Annotated in this window: 18 protein-coding genes; 6 read left to right on the top strand and 12 right to left on the bottom strand. The window is 46.3% G+C overall.

The window, feature by feature from the left end:
* Positions 1-2 precede the first annotated feature (2 nt).
* On the top strand, positions 3-848 hold the full coding sequence (locus QZ375_RS08475; RefSeq protein ID WP_295217875.1) for a hypothetical protein: 846 nt from the start codon (positions 3-5) through the stop codon (positions 846-848).
* 73 nt (positions 849-921) lie between these two features.
* Here QZ375_RS08475 and QZ375_RS08470 read toward each other — a convergent pair whose 3' ends face one another.
* From QZ375_RS08470 to dapF, 7 genes are all read right to left on the bottom strand, one after another.
* Positions 922-1926, bottom strand: coding sequence for a tyrosine-type recombinase/integrase (locus QZ375_RS08470; protein WP_295217873.1), 1005 nt, complete (start codon positions 1924-1926; stop codon positions 922-924).
* A gap of 92 nt (positions 1927-2018) precedes the next feature.
* Entirely contained in the window at positions 2019-3614 is a 1596-nt protein-coding gene (locus QZ375_RS08465) for an FAD-dependent protein (RefSeq protein ID WP_295217871.1), read from the bottom strand.
* Positions 3615-3619: 5 nt separating this feature from the next.
* On the bottom strand, positions 3620-4879 hold the full coding sequence (locus tag QZ375_RS08460) for an aminoacetone oxidase family FAD-binding enzyme (protein ID WP_295217869.1): 1260 nt from the start codon (positions 4877-4879) through the stop codon (positions 3620-3622).
* The gene (locus QZ375_RS08455) at positions 4879-6237 is read right to left on the bottom strand and encodes a PFL family protein (protein ID WP_295217924.1); all 1359 of its coding nucleotides are present in this window, start codon (positions 6235-6237) and stop codon (positions 4879-4881) included. The genes QZ375_RS08460 and QZ375_RS08455 overlap by 1 nt, the downstream gene beginning before the upstream one ends.
* Before the next feature lie 42 nt (positions 6238-6279).
* The gene (locus tag QZ375_RS08450; RefSeq protein WP_295217865.1) at positions 6280-6549 is read right to left on the bottom strand and encodes an ACT domain-containing protein; all 270 of its coding nucleotides are present in this window, start codon (positions 6547-6549) and stop codon (positions 6280-6282) included.
* A 21-nt stretch (positions 6550-6570) separates the two neighbouring features.
* Positions 6571-7776, bottom strand: coding sequence for an LL-diaminopimelate aminotransferase (locus tag QZ375_RS08445; RefSeq protein ID WP_295217863.1), 1206 nt, complete (start codon positions 7774-7776; stop codon positions 6571-6573).
* A 36-nt stretch (positions 7777-7812) separates the two neighbouring features.
* Positions 7813-8661: a diaminopimelate epimerase gene (gene dapF, locus QZ375_RS08440; protein WP_295217922.1), complete on the bottom strand. Its 849-nt coding sequence runs from the start codon at positions 8659-8661 to the stop codon at positions 7813-7815.
* 289 nt (positions 8662-8950) lie between these two features.
* On the opposite strand from dapF, the gene gatC reads away from it, so the two are divergent.
* The 4 genes from gatC (at position 8951) to QZ375_RS08415 (ending at position 14381) form a co-directional block, all read left to right on the top strand.
* Positions 8951-9229, top strand: coding sequence for an Asp-tRNA(Asn)/Glu-tRNA(Gln) amidotransferase subunit GatC (gatC, locus tag QZ375_RS08435; RefSeq protein ID WP_295217861.1), 279 nt, complete (start codon positions 8951-8953; stop codon positions 9227-9229).
* Positions 9230-9283: 54 nt separating this feature from the next.
* Positions 9284-10735 carry an Asp-tRNA(Asn)/Glu-tRNA(Gln) amidotransferase subunit GatA gene (gene gatA, locus QZ375_RS08430; RefSeq protein WP_295217859.1) on the top strand — a complete coding sequence of 484 codons (1452 nt, stop codon included), beginning with the start codon at positions 9284-9286 and terminating at the stop codon, positions 10733-10735.
* Between the two features lie 18 nt (positions 10736-10753).
* Complete coding sequence (gatB, locus tag QZ375_RS14285) at positions 10754-13624, top strand: Asp-tRNA(Asn)/Glu-tRNA(Gln) amidotransferase subunit GatB (RefSeq protein ID WP_365728681.1); 2871 nt, start codon at positions 10754-10756, stop codon at positions 13622-13624.
* A gap of 76 nt (positions 13625-13700) precedes the next feature.
* Positions 13701-14381, top strand: coding sequence for a GTP pyrophosphokinase family protein (locus tag QZ375_RS08415; RefSeq protein WP_295217857.1), 681 nt, complete (start codon positions 13701-13703; stop codon positions 14379-14381).
* A 69-nt stretch (positions 14382-14450) separates the two neighbouring features.
* On the opposite strand, the gene QZ375_RS08410 is transcribed toward QZ375_RS08415, so the two are convergent.
* Genes QZ375_RS08410 through QZ375_RS08400 form a run of 3 tightly spaced genes read right to left on the bottom strand, consistent with a single transcriptional unit; the run spans position 14451 to position 17552 of the window.
* Complete coding sequence (locus tag QZ375_RS08410; protein WP_295217854.1) at positions 14451-15806, bottom strand: penicillin-binding transpeptidase domain-containing protein; 1356 nt, start codon at positions 15804-15806, stop codon at positions 14451-14453.
* Positions 15803-17095, bottom strand: a complete 1293-nt coding sequence (locus QZ375_RS08405) for an FtsW/RodA/SpoVE family cell cycle protein (RefSeq protein ID WP_295217852.1) — start codon at positions 17093-17095, stop codon at positions 15803-15805. Before QZ375_RS08405 ends, QZ375_RS08410 begins: the two co-directional genes overlap by 4 nt.
* Entirely contained in the window at positions 17088-17552 is a 465-nt protein-coding gene (locus QZ375_RS08400; protein ID WP_295217850.1) for an FHA domain-containing protein, read from the bottom strand. The genes QZ375_RS08405 and QZ375_RS08400 overlap by 8 nt, the downstream gene beginning before the upstream one ends.
* Before the next feature lie 280 nt (positions 17553-17832).
* On the opposite strand from QZ375_RS08400, the gene raiA reads away from it, so the two are divergent.
* Complete coding sequence (gene raiA / locus QZ375_RS08395) at positions 17833-18357, top strand: ribosome-associated translation inhibitor RaiA (RefSeq protein WP_295217848.1); 525 nt, start codon at positions 17833-17835, stop codon at positions 18355-18357.
* A gap of 107 nt (positions 18358-18464) precedes the next feature.
* Here the strand turns inward: raiA and tgt are convergent, their stop codons facing one another.
* Together tgt and QZ375_RS08385 are read right to left on the bottom strand one after the other, a co-directional pair.
* Positions 18465-19595 (bottom strand): tRNA guanosine(34) transglycosylase Tgt, encoded by a 1131-nt coding sequence (tgt, locus tag QZ375_RS08390; protein WP_295217846.1) that lies wholly within the window; start codon positions 19593-19595, stop codon positions 18465-18467.
* A gap of 32 nt (positions 19596-19627) precedes the next feature.
* Entirely contained in the window at positions 19628-19834 is a 207-nt protein-coding gene (locus tag QZ375_RS08385) for a hypothetical protein (RefSeq protein WP_295217844.1), read from the bottom strand.
* Positions 19835-19924: the final 90 nt, after the last annotated feature.

Raw genomic sequence — 19924 nt, 5'->3', positions numbered from 1 at the left:
ATATGGAATTTTTCGAAATGCCCGATTTTACGCCATTATTTTATCCGCAAGAAAAATCGGATGAACAGCTGAAAGAGGAAATGTATGCACTGCGTGAGGAAATGGCAGACGCACTCACAGAAACTATCTGGCTGTATTATCACATAGTACCCCAATATCTGATGAAATATGCCGATGCATATGGACAGGAAGAATTGGAATTATTACAGCTCCGCAGTCAGGAGGCATACACAGAACGGCTCATTACCTGTATCCAGGAAAAGCAGCAGAACAAAGCGCCGATTTATCTGGACACACTGACAAAAGAAGTACAACAGGAACCGGATTTTCAAGCGGCACAAAACCAGATCAACGAATATAAAATCCGGCTGTTTAATGCTAAACTATACCACAATAATCCAGATACAACGCCTGAACAGGATGCAGAAATGAAGGAGACCGTCCGAACGTTATTGCTGATTCTGCACCCATATCTCAATGCAGATTATGATGAGAACAAACGAGAGCTCCTGGAAAGAGTTTCGAAAGCCTGCAACCGAAATCAATTGGAGGAACTCTGGCACATTGAACAGGAGATCGAAGCACTGCATATCGTCCCGATGGAACAAAAGGAATATTCCCGGGAATTGATGCTGGATAATATCAAGATGTATCAGGAAAAGCTTGAAGAACCCAAGAATCTGAATGCAAGAATTTACGCTGATTTTCCGTTATCTCAACAGGATATTCTGAATGATCCGGCAAAGATACAGGCACATCTCGATGCATTAGAGCAACATTTGGAAGTATCGCAACATCACTTATATCAGCTGGAACAAACTATGAAACAGCTCCTGGAATCGGAATAAACAAGAAAAGCATCCCCACAATGAAGCGGGATGCTTTTTCTTTCCATATACCTTAGAGCAGGGGAGTGGGAAATCAGGATTCTTCCTCCTCCCCCTCCTTTTTTTGCTTCTCAAAATGTGCCAGGGGAGAGCTGTCTGTAGCATGTTTCAGAATCTGATTTGACAAATGCGTATATATCTCTGTTGTCGAAGTACTGGCATGACCCAGTACTTCTTTTAAGGTCAATGCATCTACATTTCCATACTGGTACATCAGCGTTGCCGCCGTATGCCGCAGCTTATGGGTAGAATACCCTTGTCCGCCCAGATCTGCCTGCTCCAATGCAGTCTCCACAATCTGTTGTACACGCCGCTTGCTGATCCGAGTATGACGTTTGCTGAGAAAAACTGCCTTTTCCGTGGAACCTTCCGGCAATTCTCGTACTTTTAAGTACGCTTGCAGGGCATCCATACACGCCTCATTCAAGTAGACCATACGTTCCTTATTGCCTTTGCCAAGCACACGCATTTTTGCTTCTTTCATATTGATATCCGTCAAGTTAAGTCCGACTAACTCACTCAATCGAATCCCGCAGTTCAAGAACAAGGTCAAAATGCAATAATCCCGTTCCGGATATGCTGTATCCAGTGATTGCAGCAACTGCTGACTTTGCTCCAGTGTCAGATAACGAGGCAGCGTTTTCTTTGGCGATGGCAATTCCAGACGTTCTGTAGGATCATGTGAGATGACATTTTGATGATGACACAAATAGCCAAAGAAGCTGCGCAGCGCTGAAACCTTTCTGCCGCGGGCACGGTCGTGATTTTCACGTTCTTCAGTCACATAGTATAAATAATTGTACAGATCTTGCAGCTGAACTTTCTCCAGCATAGAAACCTGCATATCCAGGATCGGAATCTGTTGTAAATCATCCGTATCCTGATACTGCGGATCCTGCATCATACGAAGATATTTGAGAAACAGTCGGATATCCAGATAGTATTCCTGTACCGTCCGACTGGAAAGAGATTTCGTGACGGTGATATACAAAATATAATCCAGAAAAAAATCGGGGCATTGGGTACGGTCAATTTCCATGTTTATGAACTCCTTCTCTGGTTTTTGCACTTTTAATTGCGCCAAATTTGTATTTGGCGCAATTACATTTTAGGGATATTTTGCATCCCCTGTCATTGATACTGTCGGATGATCTGCTCAGCACATCGCATACCATCCACTGCTGCTGATGTGATACCTCCAGCATAGCCTGCACCTTCACCGCACGGATATAATCCCTGCAATGATATCGATTCGCACATTTCATTCCGGACGATTCGTACTGGTGACGAGCTGCGGCTTTCCACGCCAGTCAATACAGCATCCGGCATTGCAAACCCAGGGATTTTTCGCTCCATAGCAGGAATACCGTTTCTCAAGGTTTCCACAATAAACGGAGGCAGATATGATTCTGGTGCACACAATGTCACACCGGGACGATATGTGGGTGCAACAGATCCAAGTGTTTTCGGTGTTTGTCCGGCTAAAAAATCTCCCACACAGCATACCGGTGCAAAATAATTTTCTCCGCCAGCTTGAAACGCAGATTCTTCCAGCTTTTTCTGGAATGCCACACCAGCTAACGGGTGAGAGTCCTGTAATTCTGCCGGAGAAATCCCAACCAGCAGGGCACTGTTGGCATTGGAACCATTTCTGGCATAATTGCTCATGCCATTGACGACCAATCTACCAGGTTCCGATGAAGCCGCAACGACTTCTCCACCCGGACACATACAAAATGTGTATAAACTATGTCCGCTTGAAAGATGTACTGCCAGCTTATAATCGGCAACAGGCAGATCCGGTGGTGCTGATTCCCTGCCGTACATGGCATGATCCAACCACTTCTGGGGATGTTCTATGCGAACACCAACAGCAAAATTTTTCTGGGTCAACTGGATACCGCTGTCATACAGCATGGAAAACACATCCCGTGCACTGTGTCCTATGGCGAGGATGCAATGGTTTGCAGCAATTTCGTGACATTTTTCATCCTTTTCATAGATCAAGCCAGCGAGTTTTCCATCTCTTTGCTTCAATTCCTTCAGGCAGGCGTGAAACTGAATTTCTCCGCCGTATTGTTGTATCATCTCACGCATTGTCCGGACGATACCAATCAAGTTATCCGTACCGATATGCGGTTTTGCCAGATAGAGAATTTCTTCCGGTGCACCGCAGGACACAAAGGTTTCCAGTACAAAGTGAATCCGAGGATCTTTGATCCCTGTAGTCAACTTTCCATCAGAAAACGTACCGGCACCGCCTTCACCGAACTGCACATTGCTTTTCGGATCAAGGCAGCCTGTCTGCCAGAATCTCGCCACATCATTCTGACGTTCCTCTACACATGCACCACGTTCCAATATCAGTGGACGGAGACCGGCTTTCGCCAGAAGCAAAGCTGCAAACATTCCTGCTGGCCCGAAACCTACCACTACCGGTCTTGTGTCCGACAACTGACATTGTGGAATGTGATATTGATATGGTATATATGGCTGCACATCCTTGTCTACTGCCATTTTTCTGAGAACAGCCGCTTCGTTTTTGAGTTGTAAAGCAAGTGCTAATACCACGGAAATATGCGGCTTTTTCCGTGCATCAATGGATTTTTTCAAGTATTGTATGTATAGGATATCTTTTCTTGCTACACGCAGTCTCTTTGCAGCAGCCTGGTATAGCTGCTTTTCTGTGAATCCAAGGGGCACTGTCAGATTTGTCAATTTGATCATATCCCTCACGCTCCTTTCTGATCTCGATCCATGAGAGCACGTGCTGCATTTTGTCCGGCAAATTGTCCGGAACGCCATGCCCAATTCAGATTATAACCGCCACAGTCTCCGTGCAGATCCAGAATCTCACCGGCAAAATATAATCCCTCTGTTATTTTGGATTGCAGCATAGGATCGACTTCTGACAATGAAATACCCCCGGCTGTGACCTGTGCTTCCTGCCAGCTGCCACGGGACAAAATCGGAAATTGCCATACCTGACATTGTACAGCAAGCTGTTCTAGATCCTGAGGTGTCACACGATAAACTGGTGCATCCAACGGCAGCGAAATATGACTTGCCCGCAACAGCTGCACGCTGACCTTTTTGGGAAACAAACCTGTCAACCAGTTTCCCAGTGTCCATTCTGTCCGTGTGGCATAAGTTTCCCAGAGAAGAGAAATCACCTGTTCCTGCGAATATTCTGGCAACAGATTTAGAGATAAAACAGCTGGATTTTCCGCTGTACACTGTGCAGAAAGATTCATAATACAAATGCCGGACAAGGAGCGTTCTGTAAACTGCACTTCCCCGGATTCTTCACCAAGCAGTTTTCCTACTCCTGACCATGCGCTGACTTTTGCAGCAATACGGGTGCCTTTTAAAGGGCGCACAAGCTCGGGATCTGTTCCAAATGCCACCAATGCCGGCTGAAAAGTAGTTGTACCATGTCCCAGTTTCTCCAACCATGAAAAAGCCATACCATCAGAACCGGTTTTCGGCGCTGCCACACCACCTGCTGCGAGAATCACCGCTTTTGCTTTGATTTTTCCGCAAACTGTTTCCACTACAAACTGCTCTGCGTTCTTCAATAATGATAAAACCGCACAATCGCAGAACATTTCAATTTGCAATTGGTCTGCCGTCAGGCGCAGAGCATCCAAGACAGATGCAGCCTGATTGGAATGAGGGTATAATCTACCATCTGTTTCATGGCGACAATATAGTCCCATAGACTGAAAAAAAGCTTCCGCATCCATTGTTGCAGCAAAAACTTCTGGTAAGAGTCTTGTCAGTGTGCCGTGATAAGGGGTGAGGGATGGATTGGTATTTCCCAAATTGCACCGTCCGTTTCCAGTTGCAAGTATCTTCTTCCCCACACGTGGATTCCGTTCCACAATGCATACTTGTAAATTTGGTGCAATTCGCTTTGCTGCAATAGCGGCGGCGAGGCCTGAAGCACCGCCGCCGATGATCATAATATCTGTTTGTTTCTTCTGTGTCATTAGTTTTTGATGCTGTGCATAGGTGCGGGGATTCTTCCACCACGGGAAATGAACTTCGCTGAAGATTTTGCGCTGACAGGCATAACCGGAGCACTGCCGAACAGTCCACCGAATTCCAGCATTTCGCCTTCTTTCAGACCAACAGCCGGAATTACACGAACAGCGGTTGTCTTGTTATTTACCATACCAATTGCCATTTCATCTGCAATGATAGCAGAGATCGTAGACGGTTCTACATCACCAGGAATAGCGATCATATCCAGACCAACGGAGCATACAGAGGTCATCGCTTCCAGCTTTGTCAGTGTCAGCGTACCGTCCACAGCTGCATCGATCATACCTGCATCCTCTGAAACTGGAATGAATGCACCGGACAAGCCACCGACATTGGACGAGGCCATAACACCGCCTTTTTTCACTGCATCGTTCAGCAGAGCCAGTGCCGCAGTGGTGCCATGTGTACCGCATACCTCCAGACCCATTGCCTCCAGAATATGTGCTACACTGTCCCCTACTGCCGGTGTGGGTGCCAGAGACAGATCTACAATACCGAAAGGAACGCCCAGCATCTGTGATGCTTTTGCGCCAACCAGCTGACCCATACGGGTGATCTTGAAGGCTGTCTTTTTGATAATATCCGCCAACTGGTCAATGGAAGCATCCGGATACTTGGAAATGGTGGAACGAACTACGCCAGGACCGGAAACGCCCACATTGATAACGCAATCCGGTTCGCCTACACCATGGAAAGCACCTGCCATGAACGGATTATCTTCCGGTGCATTGCAGAATACCACCAGCTTGGATGGCCCCACACACTGACGGTCTGCCGTCAATTTGGCCGATTCCAGAATGATCTCACCCATAATACGAACTGCATCCATATTGATACCGCTCCTGGTGGTACCAACGTTAACGGAAGAACAGATTCGTGTTGTTACATCCAGCGCCTCCGGAATCGAACGGATCAATTCCAGATCACCGGCACTGAATCCCTTGTGTACCAGTGCCGAATAGCCACCAACAAAGTTTACACCACAGGTCTCCGCAGCACGCTGCAGCGCTTTTGCAAACTTTACAGGATTTTCACCCGGACAAGCTGCTGCCAGCATAGCAATGGGCGTTACGGAAATACGCTTGTTAATAATCGGAATACCATATTCCTTTTCAATTTTTTCCCCTGTCTCAACCAGTTTTTCCGCCTTGGTTGTGATCTTATCATAAACCTTGTCGCAAGCCTTGTTGATATCCGGGTCAATACAGTCCAGCAGAGAAATTCCCATTGTAGTAGTCCGGATGTCCAGACATTCGTCCTGAATCATCCGGATGGTCTCCAGAATATCTCCTGCATTAAACATAGTACTATTCATGTTATTTTTTCTCCTGCTTATTCAATTCGATCAGATACGGTGCATTGCATTGAAAATATCTTCATGCATGGTATGGATGGACAGTCCGAGTTCTTCGCCCAGTGTACTCAGCTCATCGCTCAGCTTTGTAAAATCTGTAGTCATTCCGGTAATGTCCACCATCATAATCATAGCAAACATATCCTGAAGTACACTCTGTGTCACTTCTAAGACATTTGCCTGATAGTTGGCACAGACACCGCTGACCTTGTGCAAAATACCTACATTATCTTTTCCGATTACAGTAATTACAGCTCGCATGATTTGTTTCCTCCAATTGTCTTATTTTGAAAGCAGCTGCTTGATCCGCTGCATAGCTTCAATGGTCTTGTCTCTGTCACCGAATGCAGTCAGGCGGAACCAACCCTCACCGTTTTTGCCGAAGCCTTCTCCTGGTGTGCCGACAACAGCAATCTCGTGCAGCAGATAATCAAAGAATTCCCAGCTGGACATGCCCTTCGGGCACTTGAGCCAGATATAAGGGGAGTTCTTTCCACCGGTATACTGGATACCCAGTTCTTCCATGGCCTTTGCGATAATTGCCGCATTTTCCTGATAATAAGCGATATTTTCATGAATCTGCTTTTGTCCCTCTTCAGTGAAAACAGCAGCTGCTGCGCACTGTACCGGATAAGATACACCATTGAATTTGGTTCCCTGTCGTCTTCCCCAGAGCTGTGCGATGCTGACATCTGTTCCATCAGAAGCTGCTACATGCAGTGCAAGTGGAACAATGGTATAACCGCAGCGCATACCAGTAAAGCCTGCTGTTTTGGACAGCGAGCACATTTCAATAGCGCATTCCTTTGCACCTTCCACCTCATAGATACTGTGAGGAACATCCGGATCTGTGATGAACGCTTCATATGCAGCGTCATAGATGATGATTGCCTTGTTCTGTTTTGCATAGTCGATCCACTCTTTCAGCTGTGCCCTAGTATAAGCAGAGCCGGTGGGATTGTTCGGCGAACAGAGATAGATGAGATCCGCATGAACGGACGGATCCGGCATTGCCGCAAAGCCATTCTCCTCATTGGAATCAGCATAAATAACCGTTCTGCCTCTCATTTTATTGGAATCCACATACACCGGATAAGCCGGATCGGTGATCAGTACAACATTGTCATCGCCGAAAATATCCACGATATTGCCGCAATCACTCTTTGCGCCATCGTTTACACGGATCTCGTCCAGTTCCAGAGAAACGCCGAATTTCTGATAATAACCAGCAATAGCTTCTTTTAGGAAGTCATAACCTGCACCGCTGTCCTCATAACCCTTGAAAGTTTCCTTGACACCCATTTCCTCAGCGCCTTTTTTCATTGCTTCCACACAAACCGGTGCAATGGGCAGAGTTACATCACCGATTCCCATACGGATCAGGGATACGCTTGGATTCTCTGCCAAAAATGCGTTCACTTTCTTGGCAATATTGATGAACAGATAGTTTTTTTCTAGCTTTAAAAAGTTTTCGTTGATCGTAGGCATGATTTCTTCTCCTTTATATGTTGTTTCGTGCTTGTTTTACAGAACAGGCTCTTCCATTTTCCCCTCAAATACATATGTTGCAGGGCCGATCATGGTGACAGTTTCATCCTTGTGATAAATGATTCGCAGATCTCCGCCGCACAGATGTACCAGAATCTCCTCTTCCTTTTTGCAGAAACCATTCAGGACAGCAGCAACGACAGTCGCACATGTACCTGTACCGCAGGCAAAGGTCTCACCGCTTCCACGCTCCCAGACACGCATTTGCAGTGTATGGTCATCGATCACTCGGACAAATTCTGTATTCACCCGATCCGGAAACAGCGGATGATGCTCAAAGGACGGGCCAATCTTTTCTAGATCGAGTGAATCTATTTCCGGCAGAAATACAACTGCGTGAGGATTCCCCATAGAAACACAAGTTATCTCATATTCCGTGCCATCCACTGTCACAGGCTGTGCAATGAACCGATCCAGTGGCGAATCAATAGGGATCTCTCGGGGTTCAAGAATCGCCTTGCCCATATCTACCTTAACACTTTCGATCTTACCGTCAGTGCCAGGGTACAGTGTTAGATATTTTATCCCAGAATTGGTTTCCAGAGAGACTTCCGTCTTATCTGTCATACCCATGTCGTAAACATACTTGCCGATACATCTGGTCGCATTACCGCACATCATTGCCTCAGAACCGTCTGCATTAAAAATACGCATCCGGAAATCTGCAACCTCTGAAGGCAGGATCAGAACAAGTCCGTCAGAACCAACGCCGAATCGGACATCACTCATGAAAACCGAAAGCTTTTCCGGGTCGGTCACTGTTTCCTGAAAGCAGTTGATGTAGATGTAATCATTACCAATGCCGTGCATTTTTGAAAAAGTCAGCATATGAAACCTCCCAATCTATGGCAATACCTTACAAAGCCGTCAGACGCCCTCTGTGCGGTGTTGCCCAATGCATTGTCATTTTCTATTATACTGAAAATACAAGAAAAAATCAAGCTGTATCCAGAATTTTTTTTCAAATTCGGGAATTTTATGCTTCTGTCAAAGAAAATCCTTGCAATATCAGATGGATTGTGATATAATAAAACAGATCGTAAGATGCCGCAGTTCTGCGAACATGATTGCATCCTGCGGCGTTTTTCAAAACCAAAAGAAATGAGGGTTTGCATTGGATTTACAGATGATTGCCTATCTGGCAGAACTGGGAAAGCTCAGCTTTACACCGGAAGAAATGGAAAAAATGGCAGCAGAAATGACAAGCATCATTGAGACCATGGATACCGTAAAGGAAATCGATGTAGGATATGATGCGCTGGCAGATAATAAGGATATCTACCTGAACGATCTGAGAGAGGATGTCAAGGCTGACAGTTTCCCCACGGAAAAAATTCTGCAGAATGCGGTCAACGATGAGAATTACTTCGTCGTACCGAAGGTCGTAGAATGATCTGCAAAATCGAAATAAAGGAGGTGTTCGCCGAAAACGGCGGACAGAAAAACTATGGATTTTACGCAATTGACAATAGAACGCCTGCGCAAAATGCTGGACAGCAAGGAAATTTCCGCACCGGAACTGACGCAGGGTTATCTGGATCGCATTGCGAAGTACGATGATACGATTCAAAGTTATATCACAGTAACATCTGAACGTGCCATGGCAGATGCTGCGGCTGCTCAAAAGAAGATCGATGCCGGTGAAGCCGGAATGCTCTGCGGCATTCCTATTGCCATCAAAGACAACATCTGTACCAACGGCATCCGGACAACCTGTGCTTCCAAGATGCTGGAGGACTTCGTGCCGCCTTACAATGCCACAGTTATGGAAAAGCTGATGGCACAGGATGCGGTCATGCTGGGAAAAACCAGTATGGACGAATTCGCCATGGGTGGTTCTACACAGACATCAGCATTTGCGAAAACACGCAATCCGTTTAATACAGAGTGCGTACCGGGTGGCTCATCCGGCGGTTCTGCCGCTTGTGTATCTGCTTCTCTGGCAGCAGCTGCACTGGGTTCCGACACCGGCGGCTCCATCCGTCAGCCGGCCGCATTCTGTGGCGTTACCGGTTTAAAGCCGACTTACGGCAGGGTTTCCCGTTATGGACTGGTAGCCTTCGCTTCCTCTCTGGACCAGATCGGGCCTATTGCAAAGAATGTAAAAGACTGTGCATGGCTGCTGAACGCCATCGCAGGCTATGATCCCCATGACGGTACTGTTTCTAAGCGCAGCAAAGAGGACTTCACAGCAAAATTGGGAAAAGATATTAAGGGGTTGAAGATCGCACTGCCCAAGGAATTCTACGCAGAAGGCATTGATGCAGAAGTACGTGACGCCGTTCTGAATGCCGCAAAGACGTACGAGGCTATGGGTGCTCAGCTGATAGAGTGCAGCATGCCCAGTCTGAAATATGCCGTTGCCGCTTATTATCTGATCGCATCGGCAGAGGCTTCGTCCAATCTCTCTCGCTATGACGGCATTAAGTATGGTCACCGCAGTGAGATTGGAGATACCTTCCAGGAGCTGATCTGCAACTCCAGAAGCGAAGGCTTCGGTGATGAAGTAAAGCGCCGGATCCTACTTGGAAATTACGCCCTTTCCAGCGGTTACTATGATGCATATTATGGCAAGGCAATGGCATTGAAGCAGCGTATCACCGCTGAATATGCCCATATCTTTGAAAGCTGCGATGTAATCCTGACACCGACTTCTCCGACTGTAGCCTATGGCGTGGATGAAAATATTTCGGATCCGGCAAAAATGTATCAGGCAGATATCTGCACTGTTACTGTCAATATCGCTTCCCTACCGGCAATTTCCACACCCTGCGGTTACAATGCGTCCGGTATGCCCATCGGCATGTCCATCGTGGGAAAGCAGTTTGACGAATCGACGATTCTGCAGGTGGCTGATGCCTTTGAGCAGCAATTCACACCGGCTGCACCAGTACTTTAAGGAGGTCTGTGTTTTATTATGTCATCCTATATTCCTGTAATCGGTCTGGAGATCCATGCCGAGCTTCTGACAAAATCCAAGGTGTTCTGCACATGCAGTGCTGAATTCGGCGGAAGTCAGAATTCCCGCTGCTGTCCGGTCTGCACTGGTATGCCGGGCACACTCCCGGTCATTAACCAGACCGCTGTAGAGTATGCTGTAAAGGCAGGCTTCGCACTGGGCTGCGATATCAATAAATTCTCCGTATTTGACCGAAAGAACTACTTCTACCCCGATCTGCCCAAGGCATATCAGATCTCTCAGCTTTACCGTCCTCTCTGTCTGGAGGGAAAAGTAGAGATCGAGACCTCTGCCGGCAAAAAAGATATCCGCATCAACCATATCCATCTGGAAGAAGATGCCGGAAAGCTTGTACACGATGATTTTAACGCAGTATCCTTGGCAGACTACAACCGCTGCGGCATTCCACTGGTAGAGATTGTAACTGAACCGGATATTTCCTCTGCTGAGGAGGCAAAGGCATTTATTGAAAAGGTCATTCTCCTACTGCAATATGCCGGCGTCAGTGACTGTAAAATGGAAGAAGGCTCTCTGCGTTGTGATGTCAACGTATCCATTATGCGTCCGGGCGATACAAAGCTGGGAACCCGCGCAGAGATCAAAAATATGAACTCCCTGAAATCCATCACTCGTGCCATCAACTATGAGATCAAGCGCCAGTCCAGACTGCTGGATGCAGGCAAGCAGGTAGTACAGGAAACACGCCGTTTCAACGAAAACAAGGGCGAGACTTCTTCTATGAGAAGCAAAGAAAATGCCCACGACTACCGCTATTTTCCAGAGCCGGATATTCTCCAGGTGAACTTCACCGATGAAATGCTGGATTCCATCAAAGCAATGCTGCCGGAACTGCCGCACAAGCGTATGAAGCGCTATACGGAACAGTACGGCTTGTCCAAAACAGATGCGCAGATCCTGATCAATCAGAAGCGTGTTTCTGATTTCTACGATGAAGCTGTAGCGGCATACAATCAGCCCAAGAGCATCGCAAACTTCATTATTGTGGAGCTGCTGCGCCGTGTAAACTTGGGTGAAGTTTCCATGGAAGCACTCCCCTTCACTGCGCAGGAATTTGCAGAATTGGTGCAGATGGCAGATACTGAAAAGGTATCCAAAAACGATGCAAAAAAGATTCTCCGTCAGATGATTGAAACCGGAAAGGATGCAAAAACCATTGCGCAACAGTCTGGTATGCTCATTGTGAACGATACGGCTAAGGCTGAAGAGATGATCGCATCCATCCTTTCTGAAAATGCAGCCGCAGTGACACAGTATCAGAGCGGCGAAAAGAAGGTATTTGGATTCCTCATGGGTCAGTGCACAAAAGCACTGCGTGGTGTATGCACACCCGGCGTGATCAAGGAACTGCTGGAGAAAAAGTTGACAGAAGCTGTACCAGGAGCAGAAACAGAAGATACGCAGAAACAGGATACTGAAACAAAAGCAGCAGCTGAAAATACCTGCACGCCTTTTTCAAACGAAGCAAAGTATCAGCCGAAACGAAAAGACGGCATTCTCCAAATCAATACTGACCATCTGCTTCATGAATTTAATTTTGCCGATGCAGCGGATCACGTAGGCGAAGAGATCACGATCCGTGCCTGTGTGCATAAGATCCGCCAGATGAGCGGTTTTGCCTTTGTTATTCTGCGTACCGGACGATATCTGATCCAGTCGTTGTATACACCGGAACAGTGCAAGGATTCCATGGATGGTCTGCGAGAAGGCAACTTCGTCTGGATCCGCGGTACTGTTACAAAGAACGAAAAGGCAGTAGGCGGTGTTGAAGTACAGCTGTCTGAATTACAGGTCATCGCAAATTCCAATACGGAGTATCCGCTAAAGGTTTCTAACAAGAAGCTGGGTTGTGCACTGGACATCAACCTGGATAATCGTTCTGTTGCACTGCGCAATGTGTACGAACGTGCCATCTTCAAGATTCAGGAAGGTGTTGCGAACGGTTTCCGGGAGTTTATGCTCAAAGAAGGATTTACTGAGATCCACAGCCCGAAGATCGTTGCACAAGGTGCCGAAGGCGGCGCAAATATCTTCCATTTGGAATATTTCGATAAGCCCGCATTCCTGAACCAGTCCCCTCAGTTCTATAAGCAGACTGCTGTGGCATTCTTCGACCGTGTCTTTGAGATTGCTCCGGTGTACCGTGCGGAAAAGCACGCCACTTCTCGTCATATCAACGAGTATATTGGTCTGGACTTCGAAATGGGCTATATTGACAGCATGTATGACGTTATGGCAATGGAGACTGCCATGCTGCGCTATGTTATGGATTATCTCCGTGCGAATTATGTCTATGAGCTGGAACTGTTGGAAGCAGATATTCCGGTCATTCATGAAATTCCCAGTGTTACCCTGCTGGAAGCAAAGGAGATCCTGGGTAATAAGGGTTCAAAGAATAAGTTGGATCTGGAGCCGGAAGATGAAGTCGCTATCTGCGAATATGCCAAGGAGACCTTTGGCAGTGACTTTATTTTCGTCACCCACTTCCCGTCCTCAAAACCGCCGTTTTATGCTATGAATTCAAGAGAAGATCCTCGTCTGGCATACAAGTTTGACCTGCTGTTCCGTGGTCTGGAGATCACAAGCGGCGGTCAGCGTATCCATGATTATCAGGAACAACTGGACAAAATGCACGCACAAGGTTTGGATCCGGAGGACTTCAAGTATTATCTGGAAGCCCATAAGTATGGTCTGCCGCCTCATGGTGGTCTGGGCATTGGTCTGGAACGACTTGTCATGAAGCTTCTGGGACTGTCCAATGTTCGTCAGGCAAGCATGTTCCCACGTGATATCAACCGTCTGCTCCCGTAAAAAAACGTATCTACTTTTTAACGCACACAAGTGAGCCGATTTGTGTGCGTTTTCTTCTCAGGGAAGGTGATATACTATGGATGATAAAGAATTTTACCTGGATGCGATCCGGGATGTTGTTCCAACACAAAAAGAAGACCAGATCCAGGACGTGTTTTATTCCTTTCTGGAACTAGAACACCTCTACGATTCTGCCATTGAGCTTGTCAAGGCGCAGTTGAATATTTTTGACAATGAGTTCAGTATGCGATTTCAGAGGAATCCCATCCATAACATTGAAAGCCGCATCAAAACGCCCCAGAGTATTGTGGGAAAACTCCAGCGGAAAGGAATGCTGATTACGCCGGAAAGTGCTCGGAACAATCTGACCGACATTGCCGGTGTGCGTGTTATCTGCTGTTATATTGACGATATCTATGCCATTGCAGATCTGCTCACAAAGCACAGTGCCTTTCAGCTTCGCAAGATCAAGGATTATATCAAAAATCCAAAACCCAATGGCTACCGCAGTTTTCATATGATTCTGGATGTACCGGTCTATATGTCTAACGGCAGGCAGACAGCACCTGTTGAGATCCAGATCCGCACCATTGCTATGGATTTCTGGGCAAGTCTGGAGCATCAGCTGCACTACAAATCTACCGGAGATCCAAAGGTTGCAGCGACTCTGACAGATGAATTGAAAGAGTGTGCCGAAACCATTGCGGCAACTGACCGTAAAATGCAGGATATGTTCAAGCAGATCAATCTGCTTTGATCTATTTATATATCTGTAACAAAAAAGTCTCACTACACAAAACAATGTGCAGTGAGACTTTTTGTATTTTTATGATTTATCCAGTGCTTGCAGCATCGTGGAAACTAGTTCCGAAGTAGAAAGTTCTCCGGAAACCCGATCTTCAATAACCACGCAAAATGCGATCGGAAAATTTGGATCATCGTTAAATCCAACGAGAAGTGAATTTTCCGAAGCACCGTTATTTACCTGTGCCGTACCGCTTTTTACCCCCACCGGATATCCGATGGAAGCATATTTTTCCTGACCGTTCTGCCGCATAATTTGCTTGATTTGACTGGCAATCTCGGCAGAAAAAATCGCGTCACCATAGCTGGTCTCGGCTGAATATGTTGTGCTGCCGGTAACGCCTGTTGTATGGTCGATCAGATGCGGATTGGTCACAGTTCCTGTGTCATTGGCAATGGCACTTTCCCAGAGCATCATCTGACATGGGCTTGCCAAGGCTTCACTCTGTCCCATACAGCTCCACATGGTGTCAAAATCACTGGTATCTGTCAATTTGGTAGATGCACTGAAAGAAGAAATACCATCAAATTCAATTTTTTTTGGCTTTTTCTCATTGACTGCAATTCCCATCCGTGAATAGGTAGTAATAATACGATCCAGGGGCATATCCTGTACCAACTGTGCAAAAAAAGGATTACAGCTGTTTTCAAATGCCTGTACAATATTTTGCGTTCCATGCCCGCTGAGATCATGACACTTAATCTGCTGGTTATACTTTGTAGTATAGATCCCACTGCAATTGTAGGATCTTGACATTAGCCCATCATAGCCGAATGCTTCCAATGCAGCAGCTGTTGTTGCGATCTTTTGTGTAGAACCGGGAGTGGTTTCATAGAATGCCTTGCAGATCAAACTCCCTTCGGGCAACTCCGCAATGTTTGCATAATTGTCCAGGATATTTACACTGGGTTTGCTGACACAGATCAGGATTTCCCCCGTCTGATAATTATAGGCGATGGCAGTACCATTCTTATTTCCGAATGCATTGTAAACCGCCCGATTGGCTTCATGATCCAGTGTGGAATAAATCGCCGTCTGTCCATGCTGTGTTGCACCGAAAATCAGACTATAATTCTGCAAGCTTTCCAGATTCTCCGAAACCAGCGTATTAGTCATCTGACCACTGTCATCGCCGATGACATTACCCACGTCTATAAAATAATCCGCCTCATAGATTTCCATGCTGGCATCCGGATCAAATAATATCTGATCGTTTCTGTCATACACTTTTCCCAATGTGACATCATCTGAATGCGACATATAAAACGAGGATTCCCGAACGACTTTAAAAACCAGGATACCCATTCCAATGAAAAACGCAACAAGGATCAGAATGGTCAGGCGCTCGCCTCGCCGGATGCTTTGGATACTTTTCATGCGATAGCCGCCTTTCTCTTTGCAGGTTTCTTTTTCTTTGGTTCTGGTTTACGGAATACCGGTGATTGTCCTGCTTTTAACATACCAGCAAGGAAACCGCTTGTGATCATGGAACTGCCTCCCTGTGAAATAAAGGGAATGGTAACGCCGGTAAACGGGATCAGATTACAAGAACCAAAGATATTCAAGCCCATCTGAACGATCATTACGGCAACAACACCCAGGATCATTGTGGTATGGAAATAACTTCTAGGCTTGTTGATCATGGGCAATAACAGCATGCTCATAATAATGAGAATTGCCAGCAGCGCCACCAAAAATCCCCATTCTTCACAGATAGTCGAAAAGACAATATCTGTGTCAGATGCAAAGACCTTGTACAAAGAACCGCAGCCGGGTCCTTTACCGAATAGACCACCTTCTGCGATGGCAATCAGCGCTTTACATTGTTGATATCCGTTACCCTCCATTTGGTTCCAGATATCCACCGAAAGACGATCCTGCACATATCCTGGTGCAAATTTTAGTGCAAGCAGAACTAGAACAACGCCGACGGCACTCAAGCCGATAACTGTTTTTTTCGAAAACCTTGCCTTCGGATAACAAAGCCGGCAAACTAGCGCACAGCCATATGCTGCTGCAAAAGTCGGCAGAGAACCCAGGTCACGGCACCACCACTGCAAGCCAACGATAATGATAAATGCACCTGTCAGGATCATCATCTCTTTGGAAACATAGAAGAACAGTATCTTCTTCTTTTCGTGCTGTTCCCGGATGGATGTGGCACAGATCAGGACAAAGACCGGTTTCATAAATTCTGACGGCTGAATACTGATGGGTCCCAGGTTGATCCACATACTGCGGCTTCCTGTCAGAAGCAGGATACTCAGGATCAATGCACCCAGAATGACGTACAAAACGATTTTTTTCGATTGAATCCATACATGGTTCCGGGTCAGCAGAAATCCCAGCTGACAGAAAACAAGGGCGATAATACAGGTCACGTAATGCTTGAACGCAAACCCCACGCCGCCGAAACAGGATTGAAAAATAACGCTGATATTGATCAGCAGCAACAGCACAAAGTCCAAGGTATATGTCATTTGCCGGTAACACAAACGCAGCACTGCGCTGTACACAATATCCAGCCCGATAACTGCCGCTGCCAGAGGCAGAATGTCCTGGGGAGTATCATATTTTCCCCGCAGTAGAATCGCCAGAAGCATGATCACATGCGTCAGCAACACCATTGCGGTACATTTTGCATAAGATATGCCATTTTTATACATGCTGCTGTTTCCCCCTTCGCTGTCGGATAATAACAGTTTTGTTGCCGAAACGAATCTCGTCCATGTCTTTCAGCTTCACCTGTGAGCGTATCTTCCGCCCATTGACAAATGTACCGGATTTGGAATCCAGATCCATCACGCTCCAGATACCATTGGATACGTAGAGCACCGCATGATATCGTGAAACGCTCATATCAGAAAACCGAATATCGGCAGCACCGTGCCGTCCCACCAGAATTTCGTCTGCCTCCAGAGGGATAACAACTCTTCTTGCAGTATCATACAGTGCCATATGGGCACTCACTTTGTTCCAGCGAAGCTGTTCGACCTCTTTTTCTTCCCTTGCCTTTCCGAACATGGTGAGAATGCTGAAAGCAATAAAGACAACGACCACTGCGCTGATCAGAATCGAATATGCAGGAATTTCCTGCAAAGAAGCCATGATTTTTTCAAACATAGCAAATACACCTCCCCGGTGAGAATACGTCCATATGTATCATAATCGATTTTTGTGAAATATGCAAGATGCTTTTCTGCATTTTGTAGAAATCGCCAAAGAATACATGTGGAGCCAAGACAATATCACTAAAATGCAGTTCGTTTTTTGTTGGAATTATACAAAAAATCAGAATGTGCTTGCCAAAAAAATAGAAGTATGTTATAATAGGAGAAACGAACAGCTTTTCTATCCGGCAATGCAATGTCTCATGGAAAACGCTGTAGAAGGAGGAATTATCATGAAAATCACAATTACAGCAAAAAAAATGCAGATCCCACAGAATTTCACAGAATATGCGGAAAACCGTCTGAATTCCAAACTTGACAAGTTTTTCGGTGAAGAGGCAGAAGCTAAGATCACCATGGCAAATCACAAGAACCTGATGGTGATCGAACTGACTGTTACTTATAACAACATGATTTATCGTGCAGAGCAATCTGCTGTTGATAAGGAAGACGCACTGGATGCTTCCGTAGATAAGATCATTCGCCAGATCCGCAAGAACAAGACACGTGTGGAAAAGAAGCTGAAAGAAGCTGCTTTTGTGGACATGCTGGAAGAGCCCGTTGCCGAAGCAGAACACGAAGTCGTTCGTCACAAGAAGTTTGTGATGCACGCCATGGATCTGGATGAAGCGATTCTCCAGATGGATCTGTTGGGACATGCGTTCTTCATGTTCACCAATGCCAATACCGGCGAGGTAAACGTGGTCTACAAGCGTTCTGACGGCAAGTATGCTGTCCTGGAGCCGATCTACGAATAATTTCACGTCATATTTTCACTTGTTCATAAGATATATTGCGGATGCTGTTTTTGCGGCATCCGCTTTTTGCTGCATATTTCCTGAATGTTTCTCCCATCTGGTTAAAATCAGATTCGCTGCGCCAGCCGTTCGCTGTAGTCCTTGCGGAACTGTGTAAATTTCCCGGCATCCAGTGCATCACGAATTTTTTCCATGAGCGTATTATAGAAGTAAAGGTTATGTGCCACTGCAAGGCGTCCCCCGAGCTGTTCATTTGCCTTGAACAGATGACGCACATAGGCACGGGAATGGTTCCGGCAAACGGGACAATCACACTTCGGGTCAAGGGGTTGAGAGTCCGTCTCATAAGCTGCATTGGTAATATGCAGAATGCCGTCCCATGTGAAAATCGTACCGTGACGTGCATTGCGGCTGGGCATAACGCAATCGAACATGTCGATACCACGATACACACCCTCAATGAGATTGGATGGTGTGCCCACGCCCATGAGATAACGCGGCTTGTGCACCGGCATGAGCGGTTCGACCTGCTCAATGATATGGTACATGACCTCCGTAGGTTCTCCCACCGCAAGACCGCCAATGGCGTAGCCGTCCAGATCCAACTGCGCAATTTCCTGCATATGGGAGACACGGATCTCGTCAAAGGTACCGCCCTGATTGATGCCGAACAGCATCTGCTGAGGATTGATGGTACCCTCCATTGCATTCAGGCGTTTCATCTCGTTCTGACAGCGTATCAGCCAGCGTGTAGTTCGTGCGCAGGAGTTTTTCACATAGTCCAATGGTGCCGGATTTTCCACGCACTCATCAAATGCCATGGCAATAGTAGAGCCAAGATTGGACTGAATCTGCATACTCTCTTCCGGACCCATGAAGATACGTCTGCCGTCAATGTGGGACTGGAAATAAACGCCCTCTTCCTTGATACGCCGCAGCTTCGCCAGAGAAAACACCTGAAATCCGCCGCTGTCTGTCAAAATAGGGCGATGCCAGTTCATAAACTTGTGCAAGCCACCCATTTGATGTATGATCTTATCACCCGGACGCAGATGTAGATGATAGGTATTACAAAGTTCCACCTGGCACTTCAAATCTATCAGGTCAATGGAGGAAATGCCGCCTTTGATTGCTGCCGAGGTACCTACGTTCATAAAGAACGGCGTTTGAATGGTGCCGTGTACGGTTTCAAAGATGCCTCTTCGGGCATGTCCTTCGGTTTTTAAGAGTGTAAACATTCGTGTAAATTCCTTTCTGTTTTATCATTGTGTCATATCGGAGGAGTTTGCAGCAATGCACAAATTTCCTTGGCGTATATTGCTGTGTAATCATCTTTTTCAGACAGATAAGATTCATACAACGCTTTGTCTTGTAGCATTTTTTCCCACAGAGAGAAAGTCCATTCTGCTCCTTCTTGAATTTTTGAAGTACAAATGGCAAATCCATAGAATAAATCAAGGAGATCTTCAATCAGCATAGCACTATCTGTTGTTCTTAGACGGTATACTAGTATACCGACACGATGATATATGAACTAAAAATCATACGCATCAAAGCTCAGGGTACA

The organism is Ruminococcus sp. (assembly GCF_019417665.1).
GTDB lineage: Bacteria > Bacillota > Clostridia > Oscillospirales > Ruminococcaceae > Ruminococcus_C.
The sequence above is the reverse complement of the archived record's forward strand: the minus strand, read 5'-3'. Positions and strand labels throughout refer to the sequence as shown.

Bases quoted from the DNA above. Each gene is read 5' to 3' on its own strand.
- QZ375_RS08460 (WP_295217869.1), bottom strand. From the start codon at position 4,879: ATGACACAGAAGAAACAAACAGATATTATGATCATCGGCGGCGGTGCT.
- QZ375_RS08450 (WP_295217865.1), bottom strand. From the start codon at position 6,549: ATGCGAGCTGTAATTACTGTAATCGGAAAAGATAATGTAGGTATTTTG.
- gatA (WP_295217859.1), top strand. From the start codon at position 9,284: ATGGATTTTACGCAATTGACAATAGAACGCCTGCGCAAAATGCTGGAC.
- QZ375_RS08415 (WP_295217857.1), top strand. From the start codon at position 13,701: ATGGATGATAAAGAATTTTACCTGGATGCGATCCGGGATGTTGTTCCA.
- QZ375_RS08475 (WP_295217875.1), top strand. From the start codon at position 3: ATGGAATTTTTCGAAATGCCCGATTTTACGCCATTATTTTATCCGCAA.
- QZ375_RS08410 (WP_295217854.1), bottom strand. From the start codon at position 15,806: ATGAAAAGTATCCAAAGCATCCGGCGAGGCGAGCGCCTGACCATTCTG.
- QZ375_RS08400 (WP_295217850.1), bottom strand. From the start codon at position 17,552: ATGTTTGAAAAAATCATGGCTTCTTTGCAGGAAATTCCTGCATATTCG.
- tgt (WP_295217846.1), bottom strand. From the start codon at position 19,595: ATGTTTACACTCTTAAAAACCGAAGGACATGCCCGAAGAGGCATCTTT.
- QZ375_RS08455 (WP_295217924.1), bottom strand. From the start codon at position 6,237: ATGTTTAATGCAGGAGATATTCTGGAGACCATCCGGATGATTCAGGAC.
- QZ375_RS08405 (WP_295217852.1), bottom strand. From the start codon at position 17,095: ATGTATAAAAATGGCATATCTTATGCAAAATGTACCGCAATGGTGTTG.
- QZ375_RS08470 (WP_295217873.1), bottom strand. From the start codon at position 1,926: ATGGAAATTGACCGTACCCAATGCCCCGATTTTTTTCTGGATTATATT.
- raiA (WP_295217848.1), top strand. From the start codon at position 17,833: ATGAAAATCACAATTACAGCAAAAAAAATGCAGATCCCACAGAATTTC.
- QZ375_RS08385 (WP_295217844.1), bottom strand. From the start codon at position 19,834: ATGCTGATTGAAGATCTCCTTGATTTATTCTATGGATTTGCCATTTGT.
- gatB (WP_365728681.1), top strand. From the start codon at position 10,754: ATGTCATCCTATATTCCTGTAATCGGTCTGGAGATCCATGCCGAGCTT.
- QZ375_RS08445 (WP_295217863.1), bottom strand. From the start codon at position 7,776: ATGCCTACGATCAACGAAAACTTTTTAAAGCTAGAAAAAAACTATCTG.
- QZ375_RS08465 (WP_295217871.1), bottom strand. From the start codon at position 3,614: ATGATCAAATTGACAAATCTGACAGTGCCCCTTGGATTCACAGAAAAG.